Source organism: Plantibacter sp. CFBP 8798, assembly GCF_014841195.1.
Taxonomy (GTDB): domain Bacteria; phylum Actinomycetota; class Actinomycetes; order Actinomycetales; family Microbacteriaceae; genus Plantibacter; species Plantibacter auratus.
In genome coordinates this window covers 951,683-977,060 of record NZ_JACYTS010000003.1, presented here as the reverse complement: position 1 = coordinate 977,060, position 25,378 = coordinate 951,683, and the positions used below count along the sequence as shown (strand labels likewise).

24 protein-coding genes are annotated in these 25,378 nt (G+C 70.1%); 13 read left to right on the top strand and 11 right to left on the bottom strand.

Annotated elements, in window-relative coordinates:
- Positions 1-155: 155 nt before the first annotated feature.
- Entirely contained in the window at positions 156-1,085 is a 930-nt protein-coding gene (locus IFU30_RS17175; RefSeq protein ID WP_192006327.1) for a C40 family peptidase, read from the top strand.
- Between the two features lie 134 nt (positions 1,086-1,219).
- Entirely contained in the window at positions 1,220-2,632 is a 1,413-nt protein-coding gene (locus IFU30_RS17170; protein WP_192006326.1) for a carboxylesterase family protein, read from the top strand.
- A 15-nt stretch (positions 2,633-2,647) separates the two neighbouring features.
- Here IFU30_RS17170 and IFU30_RS17165 read toward each other — a convergent pair whose 3' ends face one another.
- Both IFU30_RS17165 and IFU30_RS17160 read right to left on the bottom strand, forming a co-directional pair.
- Entirely contained in the window at positions 2,648-3,190 is a 543-nt protein-coding gene (locus IFU30_RS17165; protein ID WP_192006324.1) for a hypothetical protein, read from the bottom strand.
- A 75-nt stretch (positions 3,191-3,265) separates the two neighbouring features.
- Positions 3,266-3,826 carry a TetR/AcrR family transcriptional regulator gene (locus IFU30_RS17160; RefSeq protein WP_192006322.1) on the bottom strand — a complete coding sequence of 187 codons (561 nt, stop codon included), beginning with the start codon at positions 3,824-3,826 and terminating at the stop codon, positions 3,266-3,268.
- A 44-nt stretch (positions 3,827-3,870) separates the two neighbouring features.
- On the opposite strand from IFU30_RS17160, the gene IFU30_RS17155 reads away from it, so the two are divergent.
- Positions 3,871-4,236 carry a DUF952 domain-containing protein gene (locus tag IFU30_RS17155; RefSeq protein ID WP_192006320.1) on the top strand — a complete coding sequence of 122 codons (366 nt, stop codon included), beginning with the start codon at positions 3,871-3,873 and terminating at the stop codon, positions 4,234-4,236.
- A gap of 110 nt (positions 4,237-4,346) precedes the next feature.
- Here the strand turns inward: IFU30_RS17155 and IFU30_RS17150 are convergent, their stop codons facing one another.
- Together IFU30_RS17150 and IFU30_RS17145 are read right to left on the bottom strand one after the other, a co-directional pair.
- Complete coding sequence (locus tag IFU30_RS17150; protein ID WP_192006318.1) at positions 4,347-5,360, bottom strand: LLM class flavin-dependent oxidoreductase; 1,014 nt, start codon at positions 5,358-5,360, stop codon at positions 4,347-4,349.
- Positions 5,361-5,365: 5 nt separating this feature from the next.
- Positions 5,366-8,041 carry a glycoside hydrolase family 78 protein gene (locus IFU30_RS17145; protein WP_192006316.1) on the bottom strand — a complete coding sequence of 892 codons (2,676 nt, stop codon included), beginning with the start codon at positions 8,039-8,041 and terminating at the stop codon, positions 5,366-5,368.
- A gap of 246 nt (positions 8,042-8,287) precedes the next feature.
- On the opposite strand from IFU30_RS17145, the gene IFU30_RS17140 reads away from it, so the two are divergent.
- From IFU30_RS17140 to IFU30_RS17120, 5 genes are read left to right on the top strand one after another with little or no spacing between them, the layout of a single operon-like run.
- On the top strand, positions 8,288-9,583 hold the full coding sequence (locus IFU30_RS17140; protein WP_192006314.1) for a Tm-1-like ATP-binding domain-containing protein: 1,296 nt from the start codon (positions 8,288-8,290) through the stop codon (positions 9,581-9,583).
- A 2-nt stretch (positions 9,584-9,585) separates the two neighbouring features.
- Positions 9,586-10,410 (top strand): phosphoenolpyruvate hydrolase family protein, encoded by an 825-nt coding sequence (locus IFU30_RS17135; protein ID WP_192006312.1) that lies wholly within the window; start codon positions 9,586-9,588, stop codon positions 10,408-10,410.
- Between the two features lie 45 nt (positions 10,411-10,455).
- Entirely contained in the window at positions 10,456-10,896 is a 441-nt protein-coding gene (locus IFU30_RS17130; RefSeq protein ID WP_138945501.1) for a cupin domain-containing protein, read from the top strand.
- Positions 10,896-11,291, top strand: a complete 396-nt coding sequence (locus tag IFU30_RS17125; RefSeq protein ID WP_138945500.1) for an AraC family ligand binding domain-containing protein — start codon at positions 10,896-10,898, stop codon at positions 11,289-11,291. Before IFU30_RS17130 ends, IFU30_RS17125 begins: the two co-directional genes overlap by 1 nt.
- Positions 11,292-11,301: 10 nt before the next feature.
- Positions 11,302-12,165 (top strand): NAD-dependent epimerase/dehydratase family protein, encoded by an 864-nt coding sequence (locus IFU30_RS17120; RefSeq protein ID WP_192006310.1) that lies wholly within the window; start codon positions 11,302-11,304, stop codon positions 12,163-12,165.
- A 9-nt stretch (positions 12,166-12,174) separates the two neighbouring features.
- Here IFU30_RS17120 and IFU30_RS17115 read toward each other — a convergent pair whose 3' ends face one another.
- Positions 12,175-12,879 (bottom strand): helix-turn-helix transcriptional regulator, encoded by a 705-nt coding sequence (locus IFU30_RS17115; RefSeq protein ID WP_192006308.1) that lies wholly within the window; start codon positions 12,877-12,879, stop codon positions 12,175-12,177.
- A gap of 73 nt (positions 12,880-12,952) precedes the next feature.
- On the opposite strand from IFU30_RS17115, the gene IFU30_RS17110 reads away from it, so the two are divergent.
- Positions 12,953-13,738: an alpha/beta fold hydrolase gene (locus tag IFU30_RS17110; protein WP_192006306.1), complete on the top strand. Its 786-nt coding sequence runs from the start codon at positions 12,953-12,955 to the stop codon at positions 13,736-13,738.
- Here IFU30_RS17110 and IFU30_RS17105 read toward each other — a convergent pair.
- The gene (locus IFU30_RS17105; RefSeq protein WP_192006304.1) at positions 13,735-14,451 is read right to left on the bottom strand and encodes an NADPH-dependent F420 reductase; all 717 of its coding nucleotides are present in this window, start codon (positions 14,449-14,451) and stop codon (positions 13,735-13,737) included. The two genes, IFU30_RS17110 and IFU30_RS17105, sit on opposite strands and share 4 nt — an antisense overlap.
- A 136-nt stretch (positions 14,452-14,587) precedes the next feature.
- On the opposite strand from IFU30_RS17105, the gene IFU30_RS17100 reads away from it, so the two are divergent.
- Entirely contained in the window at positions 14,588-14,893 is a 306-nt protein-coding gene (locus IFU30_RS17100) for a DUF3072 domain-containing protein (RefSeq protein ID WP_079706423.1), read from the top strand.
- 14 nt (positions 14,894-14,907) lie between these two features.
- The gene (locus IFU30_RS17095; RefSeq protein WP_192006302.1) at positions 14,908-16,164 is read left to right on the top strand and encodes an FAD-dependent oxidoreductase; all 1,257 of its coding nucleotides are present in this window, start codon (positions 14,908-14,910) and stop codon (positions 16,162-16,164) included.
- On the opposite strand, the gene IFU30_RS17090 is transcribed toward IFU30_RS17095, so the two are convergent.
- From IFU30_RS17090 to IFU30_RS17070, 5 genes are all read right to left on the bottom strand, one after another.
- Entirely contained in the window at positions 16,142-19,306 is a 3,165-nt protein-coding gene (locus IFU30_RS17090; RefSeq protein ID WP_192006300.1) for a glycoside hydrolase family 2 TIM barrel-domain containing protein, read from the bottom strand. The genes IFU30_RS17095 and IFU30_RS17090 overlap by 23 nt on opposite strands.
- 181 nt (positions 19,307-19,487) lie before the next feature.
- Positions 19,488-20,492, bottom strand: a complete 1,005-nt coding sequence (locus IFU30_RS17085; RefSeq protein WP_192006298.1) for an aldo/keto reductase — start codon at positions 20,490-20,492, stop codon at positions 19,488-19,490.
- 34 nt (positions 20,493-20,526) lie between these two features.
- Entirely contained in the window at positions 20,527-21,471 is a 945-nt protein-coding gene (locus tag IFU30_RS17080; protein ID WP_228507330.1) for a carbohydrate ABC transporter permease, read from the bottom strand.
- Between the two features lie 4 nt (positions 21,472-21,475).
- Positions 21,476-22,357, bottom strand: coding sequence for a carbohydrate ABC transporter permease (locus IFU30_RS17075; protein ID WP_064295739.1), 882 nt, complete (start codon positions 22,355-22,357; stop codon positions 21,476-21,478).
- A gap of 129 nt (positions 22,358-22,486) precedes the next feature.
- The gene (locus tag IFU30_RS17070; RefSeq protein ID WP_192006296.1) at positions 22,487-23,803 is read right to left on the bottom strand and encodes an extracellular solute-binding protein; all 1,317 of its coding nucleotides are present in this window, start codon (positions 23,801-23,803) and stop codon (positions 22,487-22,489) included.
- Between the two features lie 301 nt (positions 23,804-24,104).
- Between IFU30_RS17070 and IFU30_RS17065 the strand changes: the two genes are divergently transcribed.
- Together IFU30_RS17065 and IFU30_RS17060 are read left to right on the top strand one after the other, a co-directional pair.
- On the top strand, positions 24,105-24,854 hold the full coding sequence (locus tag IFU30_RS17065; protein WP_064295740.1) for an SDR family NAD(P)-dependent oxidoreductase: 750 nt from the start codon (positions 24,105-24,107) through the stop codon (positions 24,852-24,854).
- Between the two features lie 11 nt (positions 24,855-24,865).
- Positions 24,866-25,360, top strand: coding sequence for a carboxymuconolactone decarboxylase family protein (locus IFU30_RS17060; protein ID WP_197977606.1), 495 nt, complete (start codon positions 24,866-24,868; stop codon positions 25,358-25,360).
- Positions 25,361-25,378 lie beyond the last annotated feature (18 nt).

The window sequence follows — 25,378 nt, the reverse complement described above, 5'->3', positions numbered from 1 at the left end:
ACGTCCACGTAGGGTGGCCGTTTCGCCTCCCTCGGATCGGGCAACCGGTCGACCGCGGTCATCGAGGGGCGGCTCTGCCGAGGCGATGCTGCACCCACCGAGCATGAACCGAGCGCGCCCCCGACGCGACCGAGACCCAGGACGGTACCCCGCACATGACCAGCACCACCCCTGCGCGAGCCCTCGAGCGCCGCGACCCGAACACTCCGGCCGTGACCCCCACGACACCCACCCGGACCGGCGGCCGCCACGTGGCCCTCAGCCCACGAGCCGCCCGTCGCGCGGCTCGACTCGAGGACGCCAGCTGGACCGCCTCCGCCGAGGAGGAGCGACGTCACATCGACCTCGTGCCCACCAAGCGGCCCTCGGCCCCACGCGCCAAGCGCTCGTTCGCGAAGCGCGCCAAGCCGTTCGCCACGTTCGGCGTGATGACGCTCGCCACCGGGCTCTTCGTGTCGGTGTCGCTGCCGGCGGCCGCTGCGGGCGTCGACGTCGATGCGGCGACCGGTGGCGCGATCCCGTCTGCAGCGACGATGCAGTCGGTGTCGTACTCTGTGCCGTCGACCGCAGCCGATGTGCCCTTCGTGCGCGACGGCTACGGCGCAACCAGCCAGGAGGAGGTCGACGCCGCCTCGGCCGCCGCTGCAGCTGCTGCTGCCGAGGCGGCCGCGAGTGCATCCGCCGCCTCCTCGTCGTCCGCGTCGGCTTCGGCGGGACGCACCTACGCGGCTCCAGCCGTCGCCCGATCCGGCGAGGCGATCCTCGCTTACGCGGCGCAGTTCGTCGGCGTCGTCCCCTACGGCAACGGCAACGACCCGTCCGACAGCTTCGCCTGCGACGGCTACGTGCAGTATGTCTTCGCGGCGTTCGGTGTGTCCCTGCCTCGCGGCGCCGGTGCGCAGGCCGCGTCGGGCGTGCAGATCTCGGCGTCGGAGGCCGTCGCCGGTGACCTGCTCTACTGGCCGGAAGGTCACATCGCGATCTACGACGGCGCGGGCGGCATGTACGACTCTCCCGACTGGGGTCGCTACGTCCAGCACCGTCTGTCGATCTGGGGCGACCCGGTCTACATCCGCATCCCGTAGACGGTTTCCCCGTCCACAACTCCTGCTCGACCGGCCCTCGGTCGGCAGCTCGGCCCCGTTTGGGCTGCCGTGTCTTCGGTGTGAGCCCGTCGGGCAGGAGTTGTGCGCAGGCCGCTCGGGGATAGCGTGGACAGATGACCGAGTTGCACGCGAGCCCGACCTCCGACGCGCCAGGTGCGGAGTCCTCTGCGACCCCACCGCCGGCGGACGCACGTGCCTTCGAGACCTCCCTCGGCACGATCCTCGGTCGGGTCGACGGCGCGGTGGTCCGGGCTCGCGGCATCCCATACGCCCGCGCGGGGCGCTTCGAGGTGCCGGTGCCGACCGGTCTTCCCGTCGGCGCCGACGGCGATCCGGTGCCGTTCCGGGCCTTCGAGCGGGCGCCGGCCTCACCGCAGCGTTCCTCCCGGGTGCTCGAGGCCGTCCTCGAGGGTGCTGGCGAGGGGATGGTCGACTCCGAGGACTGCCAGGCGCTCTCGATCACGGTCCCTGCCGACATGCGCCCGGACGAGTCGCTGCCGGTGATGGTGTGGATCCATGGCGGCGCCTACGTCACTGGCGCCGGCGACCTCGACGTCTACGATCCGATCAGCCTGGTCGTCGAGCAGCGGGTCATCGTGGTGTCGGTCACGTACCGGCTCGGGATCCTCGGCTTCCTCGGTGACGGCGAGACGCTGCCGGCGAACCTCGGCCTGCTGGACCTCGTCCTTGCGCTCCGGTGGGTCCACGAGCACATCGCTGCGTTCGGCGGCGACCCGGGGTCGGTCACGCTCTTCGGGCAGTCGGCGGGCGGCGATGCGATCGCGCACCTCATGATCAGCGACGGCACCGCGGGGCTCTTCCAGCGCGCCATCGTCCAGAGCGCGCCGCTCGGCATCAGCAGTGGTCGGGCGAAGATGGCGAGCGCGATGATGCGGGCGGCCGGCAGCCCGACGCGGGACACCCCGGTGGTCGAGTTACTCGCGCTCGAAGAGCAGGTGGAGCGGGCGGCGCGACGGTTCGGACTGCGTGGCGGCATGGCGTTCGGCACCCAGTACGGTCACGCGCCGCTCCCGGCGGAGGCAGACCGCGACGCCGCCTGGCGGGAAGCCGCCTCGCGCATCGACGTCCTGATCGGCTCGACGACGGAGGAGACACGGCTGTACGTGCCGCTCATCCCGGCCTTCGCCCGCATGACCTCGATGCCGCTCGTCGGTGACCCCATCCGGCGGGCGCTCGTCGGCGCGACGACGCACGTGACCTACACGCGCGACGCCCGGAAGTTCGTCGAACGGCATCGGGCGTCGGGCGGTCGGGCCACGCGGTACGAGCTCAGCTGGGCGCCGCCCGGCAGTCCCTACGGGGCGTCGCACGTGACGGACCTGCCCCTGCTCCTCGGCACCGAACGGTCGTGGAGCCGGACGGCGCTCATCGGCTCGGCGACGTGGGCCGAGGTCGACCGTCGTGGCCGCTTCCTGCGTCAGATGTGGGCCGATTTCGCGCGTCACGGGGTTCTGGCCGCAGACGCGACCGCGGGCCTGAGTGACGTGGTCACGCTCGACCGCTGAGCGTGCGGCGGGTGCCTACTCCTGGAGGGCCTTCACCGAGGGGAGCAGCTCCACGTAGCTGGCGTAGTAGATGACGCCGTCCCGGTAGGTCACGACGGGCAGGTAGTCGGGGTCGTTCACGTCGGGAGCCTGGAGTGTGTCGGCGACCGGCGTGTCGATCTCGGTCCACCCGGCACTGATGAGCGACTGCTGCTGCGCGTCCCACTCGGCGCTGGTCGTGGCTCCCTGCGCGTACCAGACGCGGATGTCGCCGCCGGAGCGGGTCCAGTAGCAACCGAGGCCGCCGGCGTCGATGATCGACTGCATCGTGTCGTCGAGGACGAAGATGTCGGGGTTCAGGACCAGCCCGTCCTCCGCGAGGCTCGCGTACTCCTCTTCCGTCAGGACGGTTTCGCAGGTCGCGTCGCTCATGGGCTCGGAGGTCGCCGAGGGTGTGGCCGTCGGCGTCGGCGCCGCGGTGGTCGCGGAGGGCGACGAGGTCTGCCCCGGGGTGCCCGCCGAACAGCCGGCGAGGGTGAGGAGGATGACGGCGAGGGCGGGGATGGTGGAGCGCTTCATGATCGTCAGTGTGTCAGACGACTTACGCGGTCAAAATCGGGGCCGGCCCGGGTTGCGTGGCCGACAGGTCGTGGGCTACCTGTCGGCGACCAGCGCCAAGCACGCGCGGGCGTGCGCTCGTGCTTCGGTCGGCGTCGGCGCAGCGGACAAGCTGAGCAGCCTGCGTCGATGCGGTTCGCCGAGGAGCAGGGTGTAGAGCTGTTCCGCGCGCTCGCCGACGTGGTCGGCGAGGAACGCGATCGAGCGGGCCGGGCCGGCGGCGTAGAAGCCGGCGGCGACCTCGGGGAAGCGCGGAGACTCCGCGATCACGAGCCGGTGCAGCGCGATCGAGACATCCGAGTGCAGCGCGATGACGAGTCGTGTCGCCGCGTCCTCGAGGGGTTCGGCTTCGGAGCCTGGCTCGTCGGCCGCGAGGAGATACCCGTGCTGCCGTTCGACCGCCGCCGTCAGCATGCCGGCGAGATCGCCGAACCAGGCGTAGATCGTCCGCTTCGTCACGCCCGCGTCGGCGGCGATCGCCTCGATCGTCGTCCCGCCGTACCCGTGCTCGGTGAACCGGCGGATGGCGGCGTCGAGGATCGCGTCGCGCCGTCGGTCACGTTCGGCTGCCGTCGGGCGACCACGTCTCGATTCCATGCTCTAATGATACGGTAGCGTCTCATTAAAGGGAGAGGGTGGAGATGACGAAGATCCTGCATGTCGCGATCGTCGACGATTGGGAGGCCAGTCGGCCGTTCGGCGAGTACGAGGTGTCGACTCGAGCCGTGCCGTTCGTCGACGCCGGCTTCGTCCATGCGACGACCCCTGACCGACTGCCCGAGGTGCTCGAGCGGGTGTACGGGTCGCTCCAGCTGCCGCTCGTGCTCATCGTGCTCGACGTGGAGGAGCTGCAGGCGGCGGGCCTCCAGGTCACCTGGGCTCCGACGCCGCGCGTCATCGCCCCGCTCCCGACCGCCGGCCCGGCGATCACCGCCGAGCTCCCGCTTGAGCGCGACGCGGCCGGCGCGTGGCAGGTGCCCGCGGCGCTCGCCGAGCTGTTGGGCTGAGTCCGGCGACCACAACTCCTGCAGACGGTTCGCCGTCGACCGTGGTGGCGGCGCCTGGTGCGCATGTCGAACTGCGGACAGGCGGTCGGCAGGAGTTGTGATCCCTTGGGCTACCCGAGTGACGGCTTGATGTCCTTGACGATCGACTCCAGGACGCGTGCGTTGAACTCGACGCCGAGTTGGTTCGGGACGGTGACGAGGACGGTGTCGGCGGCCTGCACGGCTGCGTCCTTCGCGAGCTCTGCGGCGATGACGTCGGGCTCGCCGATGAAGCTGCGGCCGAAGCGCGCGAGTCCGCCGTCGAGGTGTCCGACCTGGTCCTTCGAGTCGGCCTGGGCGCGCAGCCCGAAGTAGCGGCGCGTCTCATCGTCGATGAGCGGCAGGATGCTGCGGCTCACGGAGACCCGCGGCTGCCACTCATGACCGGCCTCGGACCAGGCGTCACGGAACATCTGGATCTGCTCCGCCTGCAATTCGTCGAACGGCACCCCGGTGTCCTCGGTGAGGAGCGTCGACGACATGAGGTTCATGCCCTGCTCCGCCGTCCACACCGCGGTGGACCGCGAGCCGGCGCCCCACCAGATGCGCTCACCGAGCTCCGGGGACTGCGGCTGGATCGCGAGCAGACCGTTTGTCCCCGTCATCTGCGGGTTGGCGCGAGCCACACCCGCGCCCGCGATGGCCGCGCGGAACACCTCGGTGTGGGCGCGAGCCACGTCAGCGTCGGTCTCACCCTCACCCGGTGCGTACCCGAACGACTCCGAACCGCGGAGCGCCGTCTCGGGTGATCCCCGGCTCACGCCGAGCTGCAGTCGGCCGTCGCTGATGAGGTCGGTGGCCGCCGCCTCCTCGGCCATGTAGAGGGGGTTCTCGTAGCGCATGTCGATGACACCGGTGCCGAGTTCGATCGTCGAGGTCTTCGCCGCCATCGCCGCCAGGAGCGGGAACGGCGACGCGAGCTGTCGGGCGAAGTGGTGCACGCGCACGTACGCGCCGTCGACACCGACCTCCTCCGCCGCGACCGCGAGGTCGATGCTCTGCAGCAGTGCGTCACGCCCGGTGCGCACGCTCGAGCCCGGAACGTCTTGCCAGTGTCCGAAGGACAGGAACCCGATCTTCTTCACGCTGACTACAGCGTCGCGTGGAGCGGTTCTATTCCTCTGAATGGATCGTCTACCGTTCCGACCGCCACCTCGAATCGGTGCGTGCCGCTCGTCACCGACAGCGGCTCGTCGCCCGGCAAATCGACGACGGCCGTCGTCCCCGTGGGCACCTCGACCTCGACGTGCAGCATGCCGTCGACGATCCGCCAGGCGATCGACGCGCGACCGTAGGGCGTCAGGTGCACGGCCGAGGCGTGGGTGAGCCCACCGCCGGGTCGGGGTCGGAACAGGATCGAGCGGTAGCCGGGCGCCGCCGGAGCGATGCCGGCGACGACCCGGTGCAGCCAGTCCGCCACCGCTCCGAGCGCGTAGTGGTTGAACGAGGTCATCTGCCCCGGGTTCACGGTCCCGTCGGGCAGCATGCTGTCCCAGCGCTCCCAGATGGTCGTCGCGCCCTGATCGACGGCGTACAGCCAGGACGGGCATTCGTCCTCGAGCAGGAGGTCGTACGCGCGGTCGAGATGTCCCGACGTCGTCAGCGCGTCGCTCACGATCGGCGTCCCGACGAAGCCCGTCGCGATGCGGTTGCCGGCGGCGGCGACGAGGGCGCTCAACCGCTCGCCGGCGCGGTCCACGGCCGCCGGGTCCGGCAGGAGCTCGAACGCGATCGCGAGCGAGTACGCGGTCTGCGCATCACTCGCCATCAGCCCGTCCTCGCCGACGTACGCCGCGAGGAACGCCCGGCGGGTCGCCTCTGCGAGTTCGGCGTAGTACTCGGCGTCGTCCACGCGACCGAGCACGGCGGCGGTCTTCGCGAGGTGCGCCGTGGACCAGGCGGAGTAGGCGGTCGCGACGAGGTGGCGGTCGGTCAGCGATTCGGCCGGCCGGTCCGGTGGTGCCGCGGGGTCGAGCCAGTCGCCCAGTTGGAACCCCTCGTCCCACAGATGGCTCGGCCCGGAGAGCCGGTGCACGAGGTCGACCCACCGCTTCGCGCTGTCGTACTGCGTCGCGAGGACGCCGATGTCGCCGAACCGCTCGTAGAGCACCCACGGGGTGAGGACGGCGACGTCGCCCCACACGGCACCGGGCCGGTTCGGCGTCCACTGGCCGTCGTCGGGGATGAACGGCACGTACCAGGGCACGGTGCCGTCCTCGTGCTGTTCGACCGCGACGTCGCGCAACCAGGAGCCGAGCATGCCCGACACGTCGTAGAGGAAGGACGCGGTCCGTGCGAAGACCTGCAGGTCGCCGGTCCAGCCGACGCGCTCGTCCCGCTGCGGGCAGTCGGTGGGGAGGTCGACGAAGTTCCCACGCATGCTCCAGAGCACGTTCTCGTGCAGGCGGTCCACCCGCTCGTCGGAGCTCTCGAACCAGCCCGTCCGCTCGAGGTCGGAGTGGTAGACCCGCGCGACGACGTCGCCGTTCGCGACCGCCTCGTCGAGATCGCCCGGCCATCCGGTGATCTCCGCGTACCGGAAGCCGTGGATCGTGAACCGCGGCTCCCACTCCTCCGCGGGACCGCCGTCGACCGGGGTCGGGCGGCCGGCGAGGGTGTAGCTGTCGGTCGCCTTCGCCTCGCGGAGCGGACGGGTGTAGATCTCGCCCCCCTGCATGACCTCCGCGGTCCGGATCACGACCGTCTCGCCCGCCTGACCGGTCACCCGGATCCGCAGTCGACCGACGAGGTTCTGGCCGAGGTCGAGGATCCGCTTGCCGCTCGGGCTCGTGAGGACCGCGATCGGCGCGACCTCCTGCGTCGCGCGCACCGGGGGTCCCTGCGGTGCGACGAAGGTGGCGGGGTCGCGCGTGCCGATCCGTACGCCGGCCCACCCGCTGTCGTCGAAGCCGGGCTCCGACCATCCGGGGAGCTCCTCGCGGGCGTCGTAGTGCTCACCGTCGTAGTTGCCGGAGCTGATGATGGGGCCGAACGAGGCGTGCCAGTGCTCGTCGGTCGCGATGGTCTCGACGCGACCGTCCTCATAGCGGAGTTCGAGCTGGGCGATGAGTGAGAGGTCCGAGCCGAACAGGTTGCGGAAGCCACCGCGCCACCCCAGTCGACCCCGGTACCAGCCGTCGCCCATCCAGGAGCCGATCGCGTTGTCGCCGGGGTGCAGGAGCTCGGTGACGTCGTGCGTCGCTGTGCGCAGCCGGCTCGCGTAGCTGGTCCAACCCGGCGCGAGCGCCTCGTCCCCGACGCGATGACCGTTGATCTCCGCTTCGTAGACGCCGTGCGCGGTGAGGTACAGGCGGGCGGAGGCCAGACCGGCGCCGACGACGAAGTCGCGCCGCAGGAGGGGCGGCCGGCGGGTGTCGCTCTCCGGATCCTCATCCCAGTCTGCTGCGACCGGCACCGCGACCCAGTCGCCCGGTGCGAGCAGGCCGGCCTCGACCGTCGCCACCGGGCTCCAGTCGGCCACCTCGACCGCCTGGCCAGGGCCGCCGTCGGTGCCCCACACCCGTACGCGCACCGATGCCACCTCACGCGAGCGGAGGGGAGCGGCGGGCCAGGCGACGAGGACGGATTCACCGGTGGCGACCCGGCCCGTGGTCGTGACCCGTCCGTCGCGGGTGATCTCGATCTCGGCGGCGTGCTGCTCCCAGCCGGCGGGCGCCAGATTCGTCCAGCTCAGCCTCGGGGTGGCGTCGCCGATCCCTCGGGCCTCTCGGAGGTGCTCGAATCTGGGGGCGCTCGTGGTCACCATCGTGGCTGCTGGTCCTTTCGTCAGGCAGGCGCGTCGCAGCTCGCTCAGCGATCAACTCTGACACGTTTCAAAAGCTGATGCTACAGCGTTGGTATGCGAGAAAGCGAGGATGCTGCGCCACTTCTTGACACGTTTCAAAACCTGGACCAGGATGGAGGCGCTGGCGGGGTCGGAGCGGATCCGTCAGGTGGGGCGCGCCGATACGCGGCCGTCCTGCGCTCACGACGACGACGATGGAGAGCGACGATGACAGCACCCGAAGCAGGAGTCCGACCGACCGTCGCCCTCGTCGGCACCCTCGATACCAAGGGCGCCGAGTACCGGTGGGTCGCCGAGCGTCTCGGCGAACTGGGCGCGGACGTCGTGGTCGTCGACGCCGGAACGCGTGAGCCCCACGAGTACGACGCTGCCGTGGATCATCCGAACCACGAGGTGGCGGCCGCCGCCGGGACCGATCTCGAGACGCTGCTCGCCGCGGAGGATCGTGGCGCCGCCGTGAGTGCGATGGCCGAGGGCGCCGCGACCATGATCGGCCGGCTGCACGCCTCCGGGCGGGTCGACGCCGTCCTCGCCCTCGGTGGCAGCGGTGGGTCGGCCATCGCCGCCCGGGTCTTCCGCGAACTGCCGATCGGGGCCCCGAAGCTCCTCGTGTCGACGATGGCGTCCGGGGACGTCGCGCCGTACGTCGGCGCGAACGATGTGACGCTCATGTACAGCGTGGTCGACATCGCCGGGATCAACCAGATCTCCCGTGCCGTCCTCGGGAACGCGGTGGCGGCCATCGCCGGCATGGCGGCGGCTGCGCAGGCGCGCGGTCCGGCCTCGTCCGCCGAACGGACGGACCGCCCGCTCGTCGGGGCGTCGATGTTCGGGGTCACGACGCCGGCGGTCGACGTGGCTCGCGAGCGCCTCGACGAACTCGGCTACGAGGTCCTCGTCTTCCACGCCACCGGCTCGGGTGGGCAGGCGCTGGAGTCGCTCGCCCGCAGCGGCATGCTCGCGGGGGTCCTCGACCTCACGACGACCGAACTGGCCGACGACCTCGTCGGCGGCGTTCTGACGGCGGGCGCCGACCGACTCACCGCGGCCGGCGCGGCAGGCGTCCCGCAGCTCGTCAGCCTCGGAGCGCTCGACATGGTGAACTTCGGCCCTCGCGACACCGTGCCGGAGCGGTTCGCCGATCGCGACTTCTTCGTCCACAACGCGACGGTGACGCTCATGCGCACCACGGTCGACGAGAACCGCGAACTGGGCGAGCGGATCGGGGTGAAGCTCGCAGGAGCCGAGGCCCCCACGGTCCTGCTGATCCCGCGCGGCGGTGTCTCGGCGCTCGACGCCGAGGGCTTGCCCTTCCGCGACGCGGCGGCGGACGCGGCGCTCGTCGATGCGGTGCTCGCGGGCGTGGCGGGCAGCGCGGTCACCGTCGTCGACCGTCTGGAGCATCTCAATGATCCGGTGTTCGCGAGGCTCGCCGCCGACACCCTGCACGCCCTGATCGAGCGGAACAGCACCGGCCAGCACAGCACAACGGAAGAGGACTGACCATGGACAGGACCATCGCACTCGAACGTCTCCGCACCACCGTCGCGCGCGGTGAGGCCGTCATCGGCGCCGGGGCGGGCACCGGCATCTCGGCGAAGTCCGCGGAGGCGGGCGGCGTCGACCTCATCATCATCTACAACTCCGGCCGGTACCGGATGGCCGGTCGCGGCTCACTGTCGGGGCTGCTCGCCTACGGGGACGCCAACCAGGTCGTCGTGGAGATGAGCCGGGAGGTGCTGCCGATCGTCCGCGACACCCCGGTGCTCGCCGGCGTGAACGGGACGGACCCGTTCCGGATCATGGAGCGCTTCCTCGACGAACTCAAGACGATGGGGTTCACCGGCGTGCAGAACTTCCCGACCGTCGGGCTCTTCGACGGCGTCTTCCGCCAGAACCTCGAGGAGACGGGCATGGGCTACGACCTCGAGGTCGACATGATCCGCCTCGCCGCCGAGCGCGACCTCCTCACGGCGCCGTACGTCTTCGACGTCGAGTCGACGGTCGCGATGACCGAGGCGGGTGCCGACGTCCTCGTCCCGCACATGGGCCTCACGACCGCCGGCACGATCGGCGCGACCACGGCGCTCTCGCTGGAGGAGTCGGCGCACCGGGTACAGGAGATGCGGGACGCGGCCGTCGCGATCAACCCGGACGTCATCGTGCTGTGCCACGGCGGTCCGATCGCCGAACCCGAGGACGCCGCCTACATCCTCGCCAACACGACTGGTGTCTCCGGGTTCTTCGGCGCATCATCCGTCGAGCGTCTCCCGACCGAGCGCGCCATCAAGCGCCAGATCGAGGACTTCAAGGCCATCCCGACCCGCTGACCGCCCGCACCGCCCATCGCACGACCACTCGACGAGGAGCCTCACATGACCGAACACGCCATCACCCCCGCCACCGCCGGCCGTCGCCCCGACGAGGTCCCCACCCGGGTCTTCGACTGGGGCACCATCAAGTGGCTCGTCACCCCGCATCTCGACGAGGGCGCCGGGCTCACGGTCGGCGAGGTCATCGTCTACCCCGGGCAGGGCCACGCACCCCATCAGCACCCGGGCGAGGAGGAGGTCATCACGGTGATCTCCGGTGAGGGCGTGCAGACGGTCGGCGACGGTCCGGCGTTCCCGATCCGCGAGGGCGACGCCGTGTACATCCCGAAGGACACCGTGCACTCCACCTACAACACGACGTGGCGCCCGCTGCGGCTGTCGGTCGTGTACACGCCGGGTGGCGCGGAGACGGGGCTCGACGGTCTGCCCGACGCGCGCATCCTCGACGCCGGAACGGCCCCGAGCTGGAAGCAGGACCGCTGATGCCGGTGATCGAACCGGGCTCCTGGGTGCATCCGGGTTCGAAGCCGGACTGGAGCGAGATCGGCACGATCGGGCGCTTCGCGGTGTCGGTCGACGGCGGACGGTTCGACCGGCACCACCACGACGACCACGAGATCTGGTTCATCACGGAGGGTAAGGGGAAGGTGCTCGTCGACGGTGGTGAGCGATACGTGCAGTCGGGCGACATCGTGCTGACGCAGGCCGGCGACACCCACGACATCGTCGAGGTGTACGAGACGATCCGCGGCTTCTTCACGGAGACGGGACTCCCGGCCGGTGGGCGCGTCGGTCATCTGCATGCGAATGACGAGGACGCCGCCGGCCACGTGGTGACCGCACTCCCGCTGCCTGCTGACTTCCCGGCCCGAGCCTAGGATCGTCGGTATGCGCATCGCCGTCACCGGGAGTTCGGGCAAGCTCGGTTCCGCCACCGTCGAGCGACTGCGGCGGGACGGCCACGACGTGCACGGGCTCGACGTCGCAGGCGCGGCCGGGCCGGGGTTCACCCGCGTGGACCTGGCCGACTACGGGCAGACGATCGACAGCCTGCTCGGGGTGACGGCGAGGTTCGCAGGTCTCGACGCCGTGGTGCACCTGGCCGCGATCCCGGTGAACGGGCTCGTGCCGGATGCGGCGACGTTCCACAACAACCTGACCGTGTCGTTCAACGTGCTGCACGCGGCGCTGCGGGCGGGGATCCGGACGATCGTGACGGCATCGAGCATCACGGCCATGGGATTCCCGTTCGAGGAGGCGCCCGAGTTCCTGCCGATCGACGAGACCGTCAGTCGCGCGAACAACACCTACGCGCTCGGGAAGGTCGCCGAGGAGGCGATGGCCGCACAGTTGGTGCGGTGGGCCGACGGGACGTCGATCACCGCGTTGCGGTTCACGAACGTCGTGGCGCCGGGGGAGTACGGGACCTTCGCGCGTGCGTCGGAGCCCGGGTACCGGCGCGACCTCCTGTTCAGCTACGTCGACGCACGTGACGGTGCGCAGGCGGTCGCGCTGGCGCTGACCCGAGCGGAGCCCGGCTTCGAGGTCTATGACGTGTGCGCCTCCGACAACGGGACGACCGTGCCGTCGGCTGAGCTCGCGGCGACGCACTTCCCCGGTGTCCCGCTGCGGGCGGGGCTCGGCGAGTTCGAGACGCTCATGTCCATCGACAAGGCCCGCACACGGCTCGGCTTCGAGCCCGAGTACTTCTGGCGGGATGAGTTCGAGCGCGAGCGGTCGGCGCGGGGCTGACCGGCCGCCTCAGCGATCCTCCCTCCGACCGTGGACCGGGGTCGCGTTCGCGGGAGGCTCGCCGACCTCCTCCACCGTGTGGCCGCTGCAGCCCGCCGACGTCACGCTGGCTCGCTCGATACGCGCCACGGTGAACCACCGCATCGCATCGCGCATCCGGCACCATCCGACGAGGTACCACTGACCGTTCGTCGAGGCGAACAGCACGGGCTCGACGTCGCGCGTGGTCGTGCTCCCGGCCCGCGAGGTGTACCGGATGCGGACGACCCGCTGCTCGGCCATCGCGTCCTCGAGCGCCGATCGGACGACGCGCGAAGCGGTCGGGGGCGCATCGATCCAGATCCGACCGGCCAGTGCATCGGCTCGTGCCCGGGTCCTGGGGTCGAGGACGTCCAGGATCTTCTGCACTCCGGCGGCCGCCAGGTCCGCGTACGGGGCGTCGGGTGCCGCGGACACCGCCGACATGAGCGCCACCGCTTGCACCGGGGATAGGCTGACCGGGGGCAGTGTCGCCCCGACGGCCAACCCGTATCCGCCACCTGGTCCGGGGCGGGACCAGACGGGCGCGCCGCTGCGCTCGAGTGCCTGGAGATCCCGCTTCACGGTGCGCACCGAGACGCCGAAGTCCCTCGCCAACCGCTCGGCGGAGGTTCCTCGCGATCCACCCCGACGCAGTGCCTCGGACAGGGCGTGGAGTCGCTCTGCCCGCTTCATCGGCTCACGAGTTCGAGATTCATGACAGAAATAGTGACACACACCTGCCTGGAGCGCGCTTCAGGCTGGAGTCATGAACACACAGAACGACACCCCGACCATCGTCCTCATCGCCGGCCACTGGCTGGGCGCCTGGGCCTGGGACGACGTCATCGACCATCTCGACCCCGACCGTTCGCGCACCGTCGCGATCACCCTGCCCGGCCTCGACGGCGCCGATCCCGACCGGTCCAGCAGGACCCTCGACGACCAAGTGGCCGCGATCACGGAGGTACTCGTCCGGCGGGACGTCTCCGCGGACCACCCGGCCGTCATCGTCGCGCACAGCGGCGCCAACGCTCCCGTCACCCTGCTCCTCGACCGGCATCCGGAGCTCGTCCGCCGGGTGGTGTGGGTCGACTCAGGTCCGGTGGCGCCAGGAACCGTCCTCGCGCCGGACCTGCCGGACGACGTCGACGAGCTTCCGCTCCCGGCGTTCGACGTCCTCGCGCAGCAGGCGAGCCTCGACGGCTTGAGCGCCGAGGTCCTCGACCGGTTCCGCGCCCGGGCGGTCCCCGAGCCGGGGTCCGTCCTCCGACAGGCTGTCGAGCTGACCAACGACGCCCGCGCCGCCGTCCCGACCACCCTGGTGTGCTGCTCGATCCCCAGCGCGCAGGTGCTGGACCTGGCCCGAGGCGGACACCCCATGTTCGCCGAGGTCGCGGGGCTCGCGACCGTTGAGGTCGTCGACCTCTCGACAGGTCACTGGCCGATGTGGAGCCGTGCCGGCGAGCTCGCGGAGGTGATCCGCTCAGCGGCGCTCACCCCGCGACCGAACGGTCGAGACCGATCCGACGCTGGAACCCGCCGCGTCGCCTAGCGGACGCCCGCCTCGGCTTCGGCCAACGCCCGCACCTCGGCGACCTCGCGGATCTCGTCGGCACCGATGTTCGCCCCGAAGAGCTCGTGTCCGGGTTCGAGGACGACGCCCGCGCGCAGCGGTCCGATCTCGACGGGGTCGAACCCGAGGGCGTCCACCACGGCCGAGACGGCTGCCCGGTCCGCGGGGGCGTCGCCGGCGATCGCGATGCCCTTGCGGCCCGGCGTGCCGGCCGGACGCGGTTCCCCGTCGAGGTCGTGGTACCCCATGTGGTTGAACGCCTTCACGACCCGTGACTCCGGCAGGAAGGCGGCGACCAGCTCGCTCGTCGAGGTCTCTGGCGCGCTGAGGTCGTCGCGATGTCCGTCGACCTCCCACCAGTAGTTCATGGCGTCGATGACGAGCTTGCCGCGCAGCTCGTCGACGGGCACCGACCGGTGCTTGCCGAGGGGCAGCGCGAGGATGACGAGGTCGGCCTGGGCCGCCGCCTCGGCGGCGGTCGTGGCGACGGCACCCGGCGCGAGGACGTCGATCGTCAGGGCGATCCGGGCGGCGTCGCGCGATCCGCTGATGAGCACCCGGTATCCGGCGGCGACCGCGAGTCGTGCCAGGACCGTGCCGACCTTGCCGGCGCCGAGGATGCCGATGGTGGTGCCCTGCGACGGGGTCGGCTCGTCGGCCGATCGGTCGGTTCCGGAAGCGGTGTCGGACATGGGTCTCCTTCGTGGACGGTGCGGCCGCACGCGGTCGCCTGGGTCAACCGGGGGTCGTCCGTCGCTATTCCGACACCGATCGCGCGGGCCGCGCAACCCCTCCTGCCCGATCGTCCGCTCGACGTACCGTTGCCGCATGACTGACGCAGAACAGACCGATGCAACGACCCCTGACGCCACGACCTCCGGTGCACCCGAGACGATCGGCGCCACCGAGGAGACCCTCGGAGCACGAGGCGACGACAGCTCGACGAGCGCGAGCAAGGACCCCGAGGACTGGGTCACCGGCGACGAGCCGATGACCGGCCCGCAGCGCAGCTACCTCGACACCCTGGCCCGTGAGGCAGGCGAGGAGCTCCCCGCCGACCTGACGAAGGCGCAGGCCTCCGAACACATCGACCGGCTGCAGAACGCCACCGGTCGCGGTCAGTCCGGATCCTGAGCGCCGCCGCCACCGTGACCGATCCCAGGACGGCACCGCTCCATCACGAGGTGGTCGTCATCGGTGGCGGCAACGCCGGTCTCTCCGTCGCCGGGAGGCTCCGGCGATACGGCGTCGACGACGTCGCGGTCATCGAACCGCGGGAGCACCACCGGTACCAGCCGATGTTCTCGCACGTCGCTGGCGGGACCGCGTCCGCGTCGGTCGCCACGAGGCCACAGCACGCCGTGACGCCGAAGGGCGTGACCTGGATCCAGGACCGGGTCCGGTCCATCGACCCGGTCGCGAAGACGGTGACGCTGGAATCCGGCACCGCCGTCGAGTACGACCAGCTCATCGTCGCTCCGGGCATCCAACAGGACTGGGACGCCGTGCCCGGTCTGACGGAGGCGATGGCGTCGCCGGTCGGGATCTCCAACTACACCTTCGAGTACGCGCAGAAGGCCTCGCGCGTGCTCCGGTCGGTCCGCTCCGGCACCGTCGTGTTCACGCAGCCCGCCGGCCCCGCGAGCTGCTCGGGTGCCGCGCAGAAGCCGATGTACCTCGCGTGCGACTACTGGCGGCAGACGGGCGTCCTCGACGACATCCGTGTGGTGCTGGTCGTGCCCACACCCACGATGTTCGGCATGCCGATGATCGACGCCGAACTCGACCGAAAGGTCGCCGAGTACGGCATCGAGGTACGGTTCTCGCGCGAGCTCGTCGCGGTGGATCCGGAGCGGAGCGTGGTGACCATCGCGCAGACCGACCCGCAGGACGGCCCGGATCGCGGGCAGGACGGCGTGACGGGCGGACTCCGGGAGGAGATCCCCTACGACGTCCTTCACGCCGTGCCGCCGCAGTCCGCACCGGACTGGCTCGCGGCCACGGCGCTCGCCGACCCCGGCAACCCGGGTGGGTTCGTCGAGGTCGACTCACTGACCCTGCGGCATCCGCGGTTCCCCGACGTCTGGGCGCTCGGAGACGCCGCCGCGGTGATGAGTTCGAAGTCCGGCGGTGCCCTCCGGCAACAGACGAAGACCCTCGCGAAGAACCTCGTCGCCGTGCGGTCCGGTCAGGAGCCGAGCACGGTCTACAACGGCTACTCGGTGTGCCCGTTCACGGTCTCCCGCGGGACGGTGGTCTTCGCCGAGTTCGACGACCGCTACCGCCCGAAGCCCTCGATCCCGTTCTGGAACGGACTCGCGAAGGAGCGTCGATTCACGTTCATCGCCGACCGCTACGTCCTGCCCTGGGTGTACTGGAACCTCATTCTGCAGGGTCGGGCGTGAGCGTCCGCAGCCGCACGCCGAAGGTCGTCTCCGCCACCGGCACGCGGTAGCGCTCGGGCAGGGCCGGGCCGCACGACGAGCTGCCGAGGCCCTGCTGGGCGTGGTCGAGGTTGAGCCACACGCGGCCGGAGTCTCGGAGGTCCTGCGGGTGGCGGGCCTCCTCGAGCGCTTCGCTCGTCCATCGTCGGGCGGTGAAGTCGAAGCCGGTGTCCTGCAGCTGCTCGGCTCGCAGGGTCGGCAGGCCGTCGCCGGTGAGTTCCACCCAACGCGTCCCGACGTGGTTGCCGTTCTCCTCGGGCACCGGATAGTCGGTCTGGAGCCCGTCGACACTGCTCGTGAAGCGACCGACGCGCGCCGCGGCGAGGCTGTCGACGTACGACTCGCCGGGGCCCCGACCGAACCACGTCGCATCCGTGTAGCTGCCCGGTAGTCCGATTCGGAGGCCCAGGCGCGGCAGCGTCAGCACGTGATCGCCGATGGGGGTATGCTCCCAGATCCCCTCGGGGACAACGGTGACCGACAGGTCCAAGGCGCCGCCCACGACGGTCCAGTCGAACGTCCAGCGCAGGCCGAGCCCGTGCGCGGCCGGGGCGCTGCGGCCGGAGACCCGCAGGCCGCCGCCCACCCCGACGTCGATCCGCTCGACGGCGTCGGTCCGGTGGAGGAAGCGGTCGAGTCCCGTGAGCTTCCAACTGGCTGCGGCCGTGTTCCGCGGCCCCTGGCCCCGATCGTTCTCGGTGGGTGCGCGCATGATGTCGAGGACGGGGCCGTCGAACTCCAGGTCGCCGAGCGCGACGAGCCGACCGGTGCGGGCGTCGAATGAGCCTGCGCCGAGGGTGATGCGGTGGCCCGGCGTGCGGTCGGCGTGAGCGAGGGGTCTGCGCGCGGCGGCCGGCACGGGAACGGTGACGCCCGTCGGATCCGCCGGTCGGTCGGCGGCGATCCGCGCCTGCCCGAACGCGACCTCGTGTCCCGCGGTCGCCCAGGGTTCGTCCGCGGCGAGGACGGCGCGCACGGTGAGCCAACGCTCGACGGGTGCGCCGGAGACCGGATCCACGTCGACGGTGGTCGGTGCGACGAGCGCCTCGGTCGGCAGATCGACGGTCGTCTCGCTCCGGGCACCCACCCCAGGCATCTCCAGTTCACCGGACGCGACCGCGACACCGTCGTCCTCCATGACCCATCGCAGCGCGAGGTGGTCGAGCGACCGCACGTCGTGCTTGTTCCGTACCGTCAGCGTGCCCCCGGTCTCGCGTCCACAACTCCTGCAGGTCGCACGTGCAGCGGTGTCCGGCTCTCGCCAGTCCGGGTCGGAATTCGGGTTCGGCGGGCATGAGCAGGAGTTGTGCACGTCGAGCAGGAGCTCGACCGGACTGATCGCGGCGTGCAGCTCGGCGAGGCCGGGGGAGGGCGTGCGGTCGGCGAAGACGAGTCCGTCGAGGCAGTAGCGTCCGCCGTTCGGTCGGAAGGCGACATCGCCGCCGTGCATGATGAACGCGTTCCCGGCGGCGTCGGTGCTGCGGAAGCCGTGGTCGATCCACTCCCAGACGAAGCCGCCGCAGAACCGGTCGGAGGACTCGAGGATCCGCTGGTAGTCGACGAGCGAACCCGGGCCGTTACCCATCGCGTGCGCGTACTCGCAGAGCAGGAACGGGAGTCTCCGCCGACGCACGTCGTCCGGCGAACCTGCCACCACGCCCGCGGGGGTCGGTTCCTCGCGACGCCCGATGGCCTCGAGCAGCTCCTGGTCGGGGTACATGAGGCTCGAGAAGTCCGAGTTCCGATACGACGGATCGCGCTCGTACAGGATCGGCCGGGACGGGTCGCGCTCGCGGATCCACTGCTCCAGCACGTCGAAGTTCTCGCCGACCCAGCTTTCGTTCGCCATCGACCACACGACGATCGACGGGTGGTTCTTGTCGCGCTCGACCATCCGCTGGACACGGTCGAGCATCGCGTCGCGCCAGACCGGCTCCGTCGGCGGATTGCCGGCCCAGTCGGTGTAGATGAAGCCGTGGGTCTCGAGGTCGCACTCCTCGACCACCCACAGCCCAAGCTCGTCGCAGAGGCGGAGGAAGTCTGGGTGGGGCGGGTAGTGGCTCGTGCGCACGGCGTTGAGGTTGTGCTGCTTCATGAGCAGGATGTCCTGCCGCATGGTGGCCACGTCGAGTGCACGGCCGCGATCCTGGTCGTGCTCGTGCCGGTTGACCCCGCGGAACAGCACCGGGACGCCGTTCACGAGGAAGCGGCCGTCCTCGATGGCGACGGTGCGGAACCCGACGCGCAGCTCGACGGTCTCGCCGGCCACGGGCGTCTCGTCGGTCGGCCGCGGCCTGAGGTGCGCCGTGTAGAGGCGCGGTACCTCGGCGCTCCAGGGCTCGACCGGCAGCGCGGTCGCGGTGCCGGTGGGGAGGTCGCGGATGCCGAGCTCGGGGACGTCGACGAGGCCGGGGACGTCGGTGTCGACACGCAGGACCCCGATGCCGTCGCGGTGGTCGTAGCTCGCGCGGACCTGGACGTCGTCGATCGCGCCGGCCGGGCGTTCCAGGAGGTCGACGTCGCGGAAGATCCCGGGCAACCACCACATGTCCTGGTCCTCCAGGTACGTGCCGCTCGACCACCGGTGCACCCGCACGGCGAGGACGTTCTCACCGGGGACGAGGTGCTCACCGACGTCGTACTCCACCGGGAGACGGCTGCCTTTGCTGTGGCCGAGGAGCACGCCGTTCAGCCACACGGTCCCGCAGGAGTCGACACCCTGGAAGCGCAGCACCGTGTCCGTGCGACGCCAGCCGACCGGCAGGACGAAGGTACGGCGGTAGTCGCCCGTCGGGTTCTCCTCGGGCACGCGAGGCGGGTCGATCGGGATCGGGAACGCGGTGTTCGTGTACAGCGGCTGCCCGTGGCCCTCGAGGACCCAGTGGGCAGGCACCCGGATGCGGTCCCAGGAGGCGTCATCGAGCGAGGGATCGCCGACGGTGTCGCCCGTCCCGTCGGCCGTCGGCGAGAGGGTGAACGCCCAGTCGCCGTTGAGGGACAGCCGACGCGCGTCGCTCAGTTCGTCGGCCCGGGGTCGCCGCCGCCCGGTTCCCGGGATCGGGTCTTCGACCCACGACGCTGCCAGCCCTGCTGAGTCGTTCATCGTCGTGCAACCTTCATCATCGTGCAACCTTCATCGCCTGTTGTGCCTTTCTCAGGAGGTCCTCGGCGCGCCGGCCCGGCCAGCGGCCGCCACACCGAGGGACTCCTGAGAAAGGGACAGGGGAAGAGAACGGGGAGTTGGTGGATTGGTGGGTGGATGTATGGATGGAGGCGAAGGGGGCTCAGTCGGTGATGGTGCTCGGCGGTGTGCCGAGGGCGTCGAGGTCCGACCAGAAGTCGTCGGGGATGAGGGTCGTGCGCAGTGCCTCGACCTGTTCCAGCCGCTCCGGACGGTTCATCCCGACGACGGTGGAGTCGACGAGGTCCGATCGCGTCGAGAACGCGAGGGCGGCAGCTGCAAGCGGGATGCCGTGTCGGCCGGCCAGTTCGTCGGCGCGGTCGACCCAGGCGAGCAGCTCAGGCGACCCGGCCTGGTACGCGTACGTGGCCGGCTTGCCGTCGCGGCCACGACGCCCGGCGAGGAGCCCGCCCCCGAACGGCGCCGCATTGAAGACGCCCATCCCCCGCGACCGCGCCTCCTCCAGCAAGCCGGTCGCCGAGCGGTCGACGAGCGTGAACCGGTTGTGGGTGAGGAGCACGTCGAAGACGCCGGTGCGAACGTAGGGCAGCATCACGCTGATGGCACCCGCCGCGATCCCGATCGCATCGACCAGGCCTTGCTCCTTGAGCGCCAGCATGCCCTCGATCGCACCGCCCGGTGCCGACGCATCCTCGAACGACACCGAGTACGGGTCGTGCAGGTGGAACACCGGGATGCGCTCGACGCCGAGCCGCTCGAGACTCTCCTCGAAGGAGCGCAGCACCCGGTCGCGGTCGAACACCGCCGTCGACGGATCCTGGTCGGCCTTCGTCACGACCCCGCGCCCCTCGGGCAGACCGCCCTGCCGGATGGCATCACCGATGGCCGTCTCGCTGCGCCCGTCCGAGTAGGCGTTCGAGGTGTCGACGAGCAGGTTGGGGCCACGCAGGGCGGCCGACGCGAAGGCCGTGGAGCCGGCGGCCGGTGAGCCGTCGGCGCTCGCCGGGGTGCCGAGGCCGGAGGTGCCGACCGTGACCGGGCTCGCGAGGAGTCCGGTCGAGCCGAGCAGGCGGAGGTCGTCTGGTGTCGCCGCTGCTGGAGCCGTCTGGGCGGCGGAGGGCGTGTGGGTCGTGTCGTCGTTGATCATGTCGTCCATCCTGCAATCGTCGGGCACTCAGGCGTCACCCCTTGAGAGCGCCGGATGCCAGCCCCTTCATGATCCGCTGGTTGAGGAACACGAACACGACGAGCAGTGAGAAGACGTTGATGCAGATGCCCGCGAACAGCGGCCCGTAGTCGACCTGGCCGAACTCCCCGCTGAAGTTCAACAGACCGGCCTGGATGGTGCGGAGGTCGGCGTTCGTCGTGAACGTCAGCGAGATGAGCAGGTCGTTCCAGATGGAGAGGAACTGGACGAGCCCGATCGTGAAGAGCGCGTTCCGCACCATCGGCAGCCCGATGGACCAGAAGGAACGGATGATGCCGGCACCGTCGATCGTCGACGCCTCGAACACCTCGCGCGGCACGGCCCGGAAGTAGGCGGTCATCATGAAGACCGTCAAGGGCATCCCGAGTGCCGTGTAGGTGATGATCATCGGCCAGTAGGTGTTCGTCAGGCCGAGGTTGAAGTAGGCGACGAACAACGGGACGAGGATCATCTGGCCGGGGATCATGATGCCGGAGATGAACAGCAGCAGTGTCAGGTTGCGGCGCTTCCACACCATCACCTCGAGGGCGAAGGCAGCGGCGACGCCGAAGATGAGGATGAAGACGAGCGACGGCAGGGTCACGATGACGCTGTTGAGCAGGTTCTGCGAGATGTTGCCGGTCGTCCAGGCCGTGACGTAGTTGTCGAAGCTCCACGACTCCGGGAGGGAGAAGGTGGACTCCTGCAGGAACTCGCGCTGGTTCTTGAACGAGGACAGGAACAGCCAGACGATCGGGTAGATCTCGATCACGAGCAGGAGTCCGATGAGGATGACCGAGGGCAGTTTCCGCAGGTAGTAGGCGCGCGAGCGGGGAGCGCGTCGCATCTTCGGGCGGCGGACGGCGGTGCCGGATCCGTCGCCGCTGCCGCTCGAAGCCGGGGTGGTGGCGCCAGGCGCCGGGGTGATGGCGGTCGTCATGGCGTCAGTCCTTCGTCAGGTCTTTGCGGGAGGTCTTGAAGATCAGGAGCGTCACGAGGAAGCACATGATCGTGAGCACGAACGCGAGCGTCGAGCCGTAGCCGTAGTTCTGGTACGTGAACGTCGTGTTGTACATGTACAGCGTCAGCGGGGTCGTCGCCGTCCCGGGCCCACCGCCCGTCAAGGCGAGCACCGAGTCGAACACCTTGAGCGTCGCGTTGAAACTGAAGATCACGGCGGACAGCAGGACGGGGAGCGACAGCGGCACGATGATGTACCGGACGAGCTTCAGGCCGCGGGCGCCGTCGATGCGGGCCGACTCGATCACCTCCTCGGGGATGTCGAGGAGCCCGGCGTAGAGCAGGACGGCGTAGAAGCCCATCGACCGCCACAGGTCCATGATGATGATCACGACGAACGCGCTGTCGGGCGAGCTGAACCAGTCCACCGAGTCGATGCCGAAGCCGTTCAGGATGGCGTTGACCGGCCCGGTCTGCGGCGCGACCTCGAACAGGCGCTTGAACAGCAGACCGACGGCGACGGTCGGCAGCACGACCGGGAAGAACACGAGCGTGCGGACGAGCGTCGACGCCTTCTTGAGGACGAAGACGTAGAAGAGGGAGAGTGCGTACCCGAGGGCGATCTGCGCGACCGTCGCGATGAGCGAGTACTTGATGCTGAAGAAGATCGCTTCCGGTGCCGTCGGGTCGGCGAAGAGCTGGGCGAAGTTGTCGAGGCCGACGAACTCGAAGCCGCGCAGGTCGCCCTGGAAGAAGGTGAGGCCGAACGACCACATCACCGGGACGAGCTTCACCAGGGTGAAGATGAGCAGGGCCGGGCCCAGCAGGATGGCGATGGCCTTCCTGTCGCCGAGGACGTCTTTCATGCTGTGCTCCTGAGTCGGTCGGGGGACCGTGAGGCTGGGGCGGCAGGGTGCGTGACCCGCTGCAGGGGTGGAAGTCCGCGGACGGACGGATCCGGTCGCCGGGCGGGTGCCAGGCGACCGGATCGCCGGTTACTTCTTGAGACCCGCGTCCACGCCGGCCTGGACGAGCGCCGCGAAGTCCTCGGGGGAGATGCCGCCGGTGAGCAGCGGGGCGGCGTTCGTCTGGGCGTCGACGCCGGCCTTCTCGGGGAGGAAGGTCTCGAACCAGGTGACCGTCTCGTCGGTGTCGGCCATGATGCCCTGCACCTCGGCGGTGAGCGCCGGGACGTCGGTGACCTCTTCGTTGAGCTTGAAGCCGGAGATGACGCCCTGGTTCTTCAGCACGCTGGAGCCGTAGTTCTCGGCGATGCAGCTGAGCCAGCCTCCGACCTTCTCCTCGTCGTACCCCTTCGTGGAGAACGAGGTCGCCGCACCGGTGTTCGCCGGGTACTGGTCGATGGACCCCTTGCCGCCCTCGACGGTCGGGAACGGCATGAAGCCCACGGCGTCCTCACCGATCTGGTTGAGTTCGGTGTTGTAGACGTCGGCGAGCATCCAGGTGCCGTTGTACATCATGGCCGCGTTGCCGGTGAAGAACTCGCTCGTCGCGGTCTGCATGTCCATCGTCGTGATGCCGGCACCGAAGTACTTGCCGAGGTCGGCGACGGCGGTGATCGCCTCGATGTACTCCGGGTCGGTCAGCTTGGCGTCACCCGAGGCGATGTCGTTCATCGCGTCCGGGCCGAGCAGCCGGAAGAGGTAGGTGCTGATGTAGCGGGTGATCGTCCAGCCCTGGGCACCGGAGACCGTGAAGGCGGACTTGCCGGAGGCCTGGACGGTGTCGGCCGCGTCGAGCAGTTCGTCCCACGTCTGCGGGACCGCGATGCCGAGGTCCGTGAACATCGTCTTGTTGTAGAAGAAGCCCTCGACGTTGTACTGGTAGGGCATCGAGACGAACCGGTCGCCGTAGATGTTCTTCACGGTGGCGACGGCCGAGGGGAGGATGTCGTCCATGACGCCCAGCTCGGTGAGGGTGTCCTCGAGGTCGAGGACGGTGTCGTCGTCGCCGAGGGTGCCGCCGGGCCGCAGCGGTGCGGTCGGTGCGGTGAAGGTCGTGGGCAGGGCGTTCTGGCTGGCGAGCAGCGTGACGCGCTGGAGCACGTCGGCCTGGGGCAGGGTCTCGACCTTGAGCGGCAGTGCCTTCTCGTTCGCGGCGCACGCGCCGTCGCCGAGAGCGGTGAGTTCGTCGCGGACGATCGAGTTCTCGACGGCCGCGAGGTAGTCGAACGACGTGGCGCTCGATGCGCCGCCGTTCCCTGCGCAGGCGGTCAGGGCGAGAGTGGTGACGCCGAGAGCGGCGATGGCGGTGGCCGACCGACGTTTCGGGGCCCGGTGCGCTGTGGACACATTTCCTCCTTGAAGATGTGGCAGTGATGTTGAGACGCGAGCGGTGATGGTCGCGAGCAAAGTTGAAGCGTTTCAATGGCCGAGGCTAACCGCGCTCGGGTCGCATGTCAAGCGTCGGATCAGTTCCGCTCGGTGCGGCGCTTCGAGTGCGTCTGAGGCTGAACGGAATGCATATTGACACGTTTCAAGACGGCGACGAGAATGGGTGATCGTCGTCCCGTGATCTCGATCATGTCGGCACGACTACAGTCAACGACGATGCACGGCGAGTGAACCCGCCGGACGAGGAACGGAACCGCACATGAGGTTGCAGGGCAAACGAGCCGTCATCACCGGAGCAGCAGGAGCGCTCGGCCGGGTGATCGCCCAGAAGCTCGCCGCGGAGGGTGCCGACGTCGCCGGCCTCGACCTCAACGCCGCGGGGCTCGAGGAGACGGCGGAACTCGTCCGTGCGCACGGGGTGCGGGCCGCATCGGCGACGGCCGATTTGACCGACTTCGACGCCGTCCAGGCTGCCGTCGGCGGCATCGTCGACGAGTGGGGTGGGGTCGACATCCTCCTGAACGGTGCGGGCGGCGGCGCGGTCAGCTTCTTCCACGAGATGACGTACGAGACCTGGATGACCCAGATGGACCGCAACCTCAACTCGGTGTTCAACGTCACGCGCGCAGTCCTGCCGTCGATGCTCGAACAGCGCTCCGGTCGCATCATCAGCATCGCGTCCATCGCCGCCGTCAGTGGCGGACGCCTCGTGCGCGGGGCGACGGCCTACGCCGCGGCCAAGGCCGGCGTCGTCGGACTCACGAAAGCGCTCGCCATCGAGGTCGCCGAGCAGGGTGTCACCGTCAACGCGCTCGCCCCCGGAGCCCAGGCGACCCCCGGCCGCGACAACGACACCCCGGAGCGTCGCGAGGCGCTCCTCGCGCAGATCCCCACCCGGCTGCTCGGCGAGCCGGAGCACCTCGCGGAGACGGTCGTCTTCCTCGCCTCACCCGCCGCCGTGAACCTCACCGGCCTCATCCTGCCGCTCGACGGCGGACACTCGATCTGAGGCGACGGACGATGACGACAGGACCAGAGGACATGACGAGACTCGAGCGCGGCAAGGCGAAGTTCGACGAGGTGTACGGCGAGGGGAAGTCGGAGGGGCTCGTCGCGATGCAGACCGGGCGCGCGCAGGATCTCGCGCGTTTCGGTATCGAGTTCAACTTCGGCGACATCTACTCCCGGCCGGGGCTCACGCTGGCGCAGCGGGAGCTCATCACCCTCGCGGCTCTCGTCGCGCTCGGTGGGCTCGAACCACAGCTGCGCGGCCACACCCGCGGTGCGATCAACGTCGGCTGCACCGCGACGGAGATCCTCGAGACCGTCATCCACACCGTGCAGTACGCGGGGTTCCCACGCGCGCTCAACGCGATCCGGGTCGTCACCGACGCCCTCATCGAGGTCGGCGTGGAGATACCCGAGCCCCTCGGACCGGACTGGACCGGCCCGGAGCCGCGCGACCAGCAGCCCGGCAGCGCTCAGGACCGGCCGGGACCGGGCGATCTAGACTGAGCCGGGCCGCGGGCGAGC

Coding starts and splice junctions, on each gene's coding strand:
- IFU30_RS17175 (WP_192006327.1), top strand. CDS start 156: ATGACCAGCACCACCCCTGCGCGAGCCCTCGAGCGCCGCGACCCGAAC.
- IFU30_RS17170 (WP_192006326.1), top strand. CDS start 1,220: ATGACCGAGTTGCACGCGAGCCCGACCTCCGACGCGCCAGGTGCGGAG.
- IFU30_RS17165 (WP_192006324.1), bottom strand. CDS start 3,190: ATGAAGCGCTCCACCATCCCCGCCCTCGCCGTCATCCTCCTCACCCTC.
- IFU30_RS17160 (WP_192006322.1), bottom strand. CDS start 3,826: ATGGAATCGAGACGTGGTCGCCCGACGGCAGCCGAACGTGACCGACGG.
- IFU30_RS17155 (WP_192006320.1), top strand. CDS start 3,871: ATGACGAAGATCCTGCATGTCGCGATCGTCGACGATTGGGAGGCCAGT.
- IFU30_RS17145 (WP_192006316.1), bottom strand. CDS start 8,041: ATGGTGACCACGAGCGCCCCCAGATTCGAGCACCTCCGAGAGGCCCGA.
- IFU30_RS17140 (WP_192006314.1), top strand. CDS start 8,288: ATGACAGCACCCGAAGCAGGAGTCCGACCGACCGTCGCCCTCGTCGGC.
- IFU30_RS17135 (WP_192006312.1), top strand. CDS start 9,586: ATGGACAGGACCATCGCACTCGAACGTCTCCGCACCACCGTCGCGCGC.
- IFU30_RS17130 (WP_138945501.1), top strand. CDS start 10,456: ATGACCGAACACGCCATCACCCCCGCCACCGCCGGCCGTCGCCCCGAC.
- IFU30_RS17125 (WP_138945500.1), top strand. CDS start 10,896: ATGCCGGTGATCGAACCGGGCTCCTGGGTGCATCCGGGTTCGAAGCCG.
- IFU30_RS17120 (WP_192006310.1), top strand. CDS start 11,302: ATGCGCATCGCCGTCACCGGGAGTTCGGGCAAGCTCGGTTCCGCCACC.
- IFU30_RS17115 (WP_192006308.1), bottom strand. CDS start 12,879: ATGAAGCGGGCAGAGCGACTCCACGCCCTGTCCGAGGCACTGCGTCGG.
- IFU30_RS17110 (WP_192006306.1), top strand. CDS start 12,953: ATGAACACACAGAACGACACCCCGACCATCGTCCTCATCGCCGGCCAC.
- IFU30_RS17105 (WP_192006304.1), bottom strand. CDS start 14,451: ATGTCCGACACCGCTTCCGGAACCGACCGATCGGCCGACGAGCCGACC.
- IFU30_RS17100 (WP_079706423.1), top strand. CDS start 14,588: ATGACTGACGCAGAACAGACCGATGCAACGACCCCTGACGCCACGACC.
- IFU30_RS17090 (WP_192006300.1), bottom strand. CDS start 19,306: ATGAACGACTCAGCAGGGCTGGCAGCGTCGTGGGTCGAAGACCCGATC.
- IFU30_RS17085 (WP_192006298.1), bottom strand. CDS start 20,492: ATGATCAACGACGACACGACCCACACGCCCTCCGCCGCCCAGACGGCT.
- IFU30_RS17080 (WP_228507330.1), bottom strand. CDS start 21,471: ATGACGACCGCCATCACCCCGGCGCCTGGCGCCACCACCCCGGCTTCG.
- IFU30_RS17075 (WP_064295739.1), bottom strand. CDS start 22,357: ATGAAAGACGTCCTCGGCGACAGGAAGGCCATCGCCATCCTGCTGGGC.
- IFU30_RS17065 (WP_064295740.1), top strand. CDS start 24,105: ATGAGGTTGCAGGGCAAACGAGCCGTCATCACCGGAGCAGCAGGAGCG.
- IFU30_RS17060 (WP_197977606.1), top strand. CDS start 24,866: ATGACGACAGGACCAGAGGACATGACGAGACTCGAGCGCGGCAAGGCG.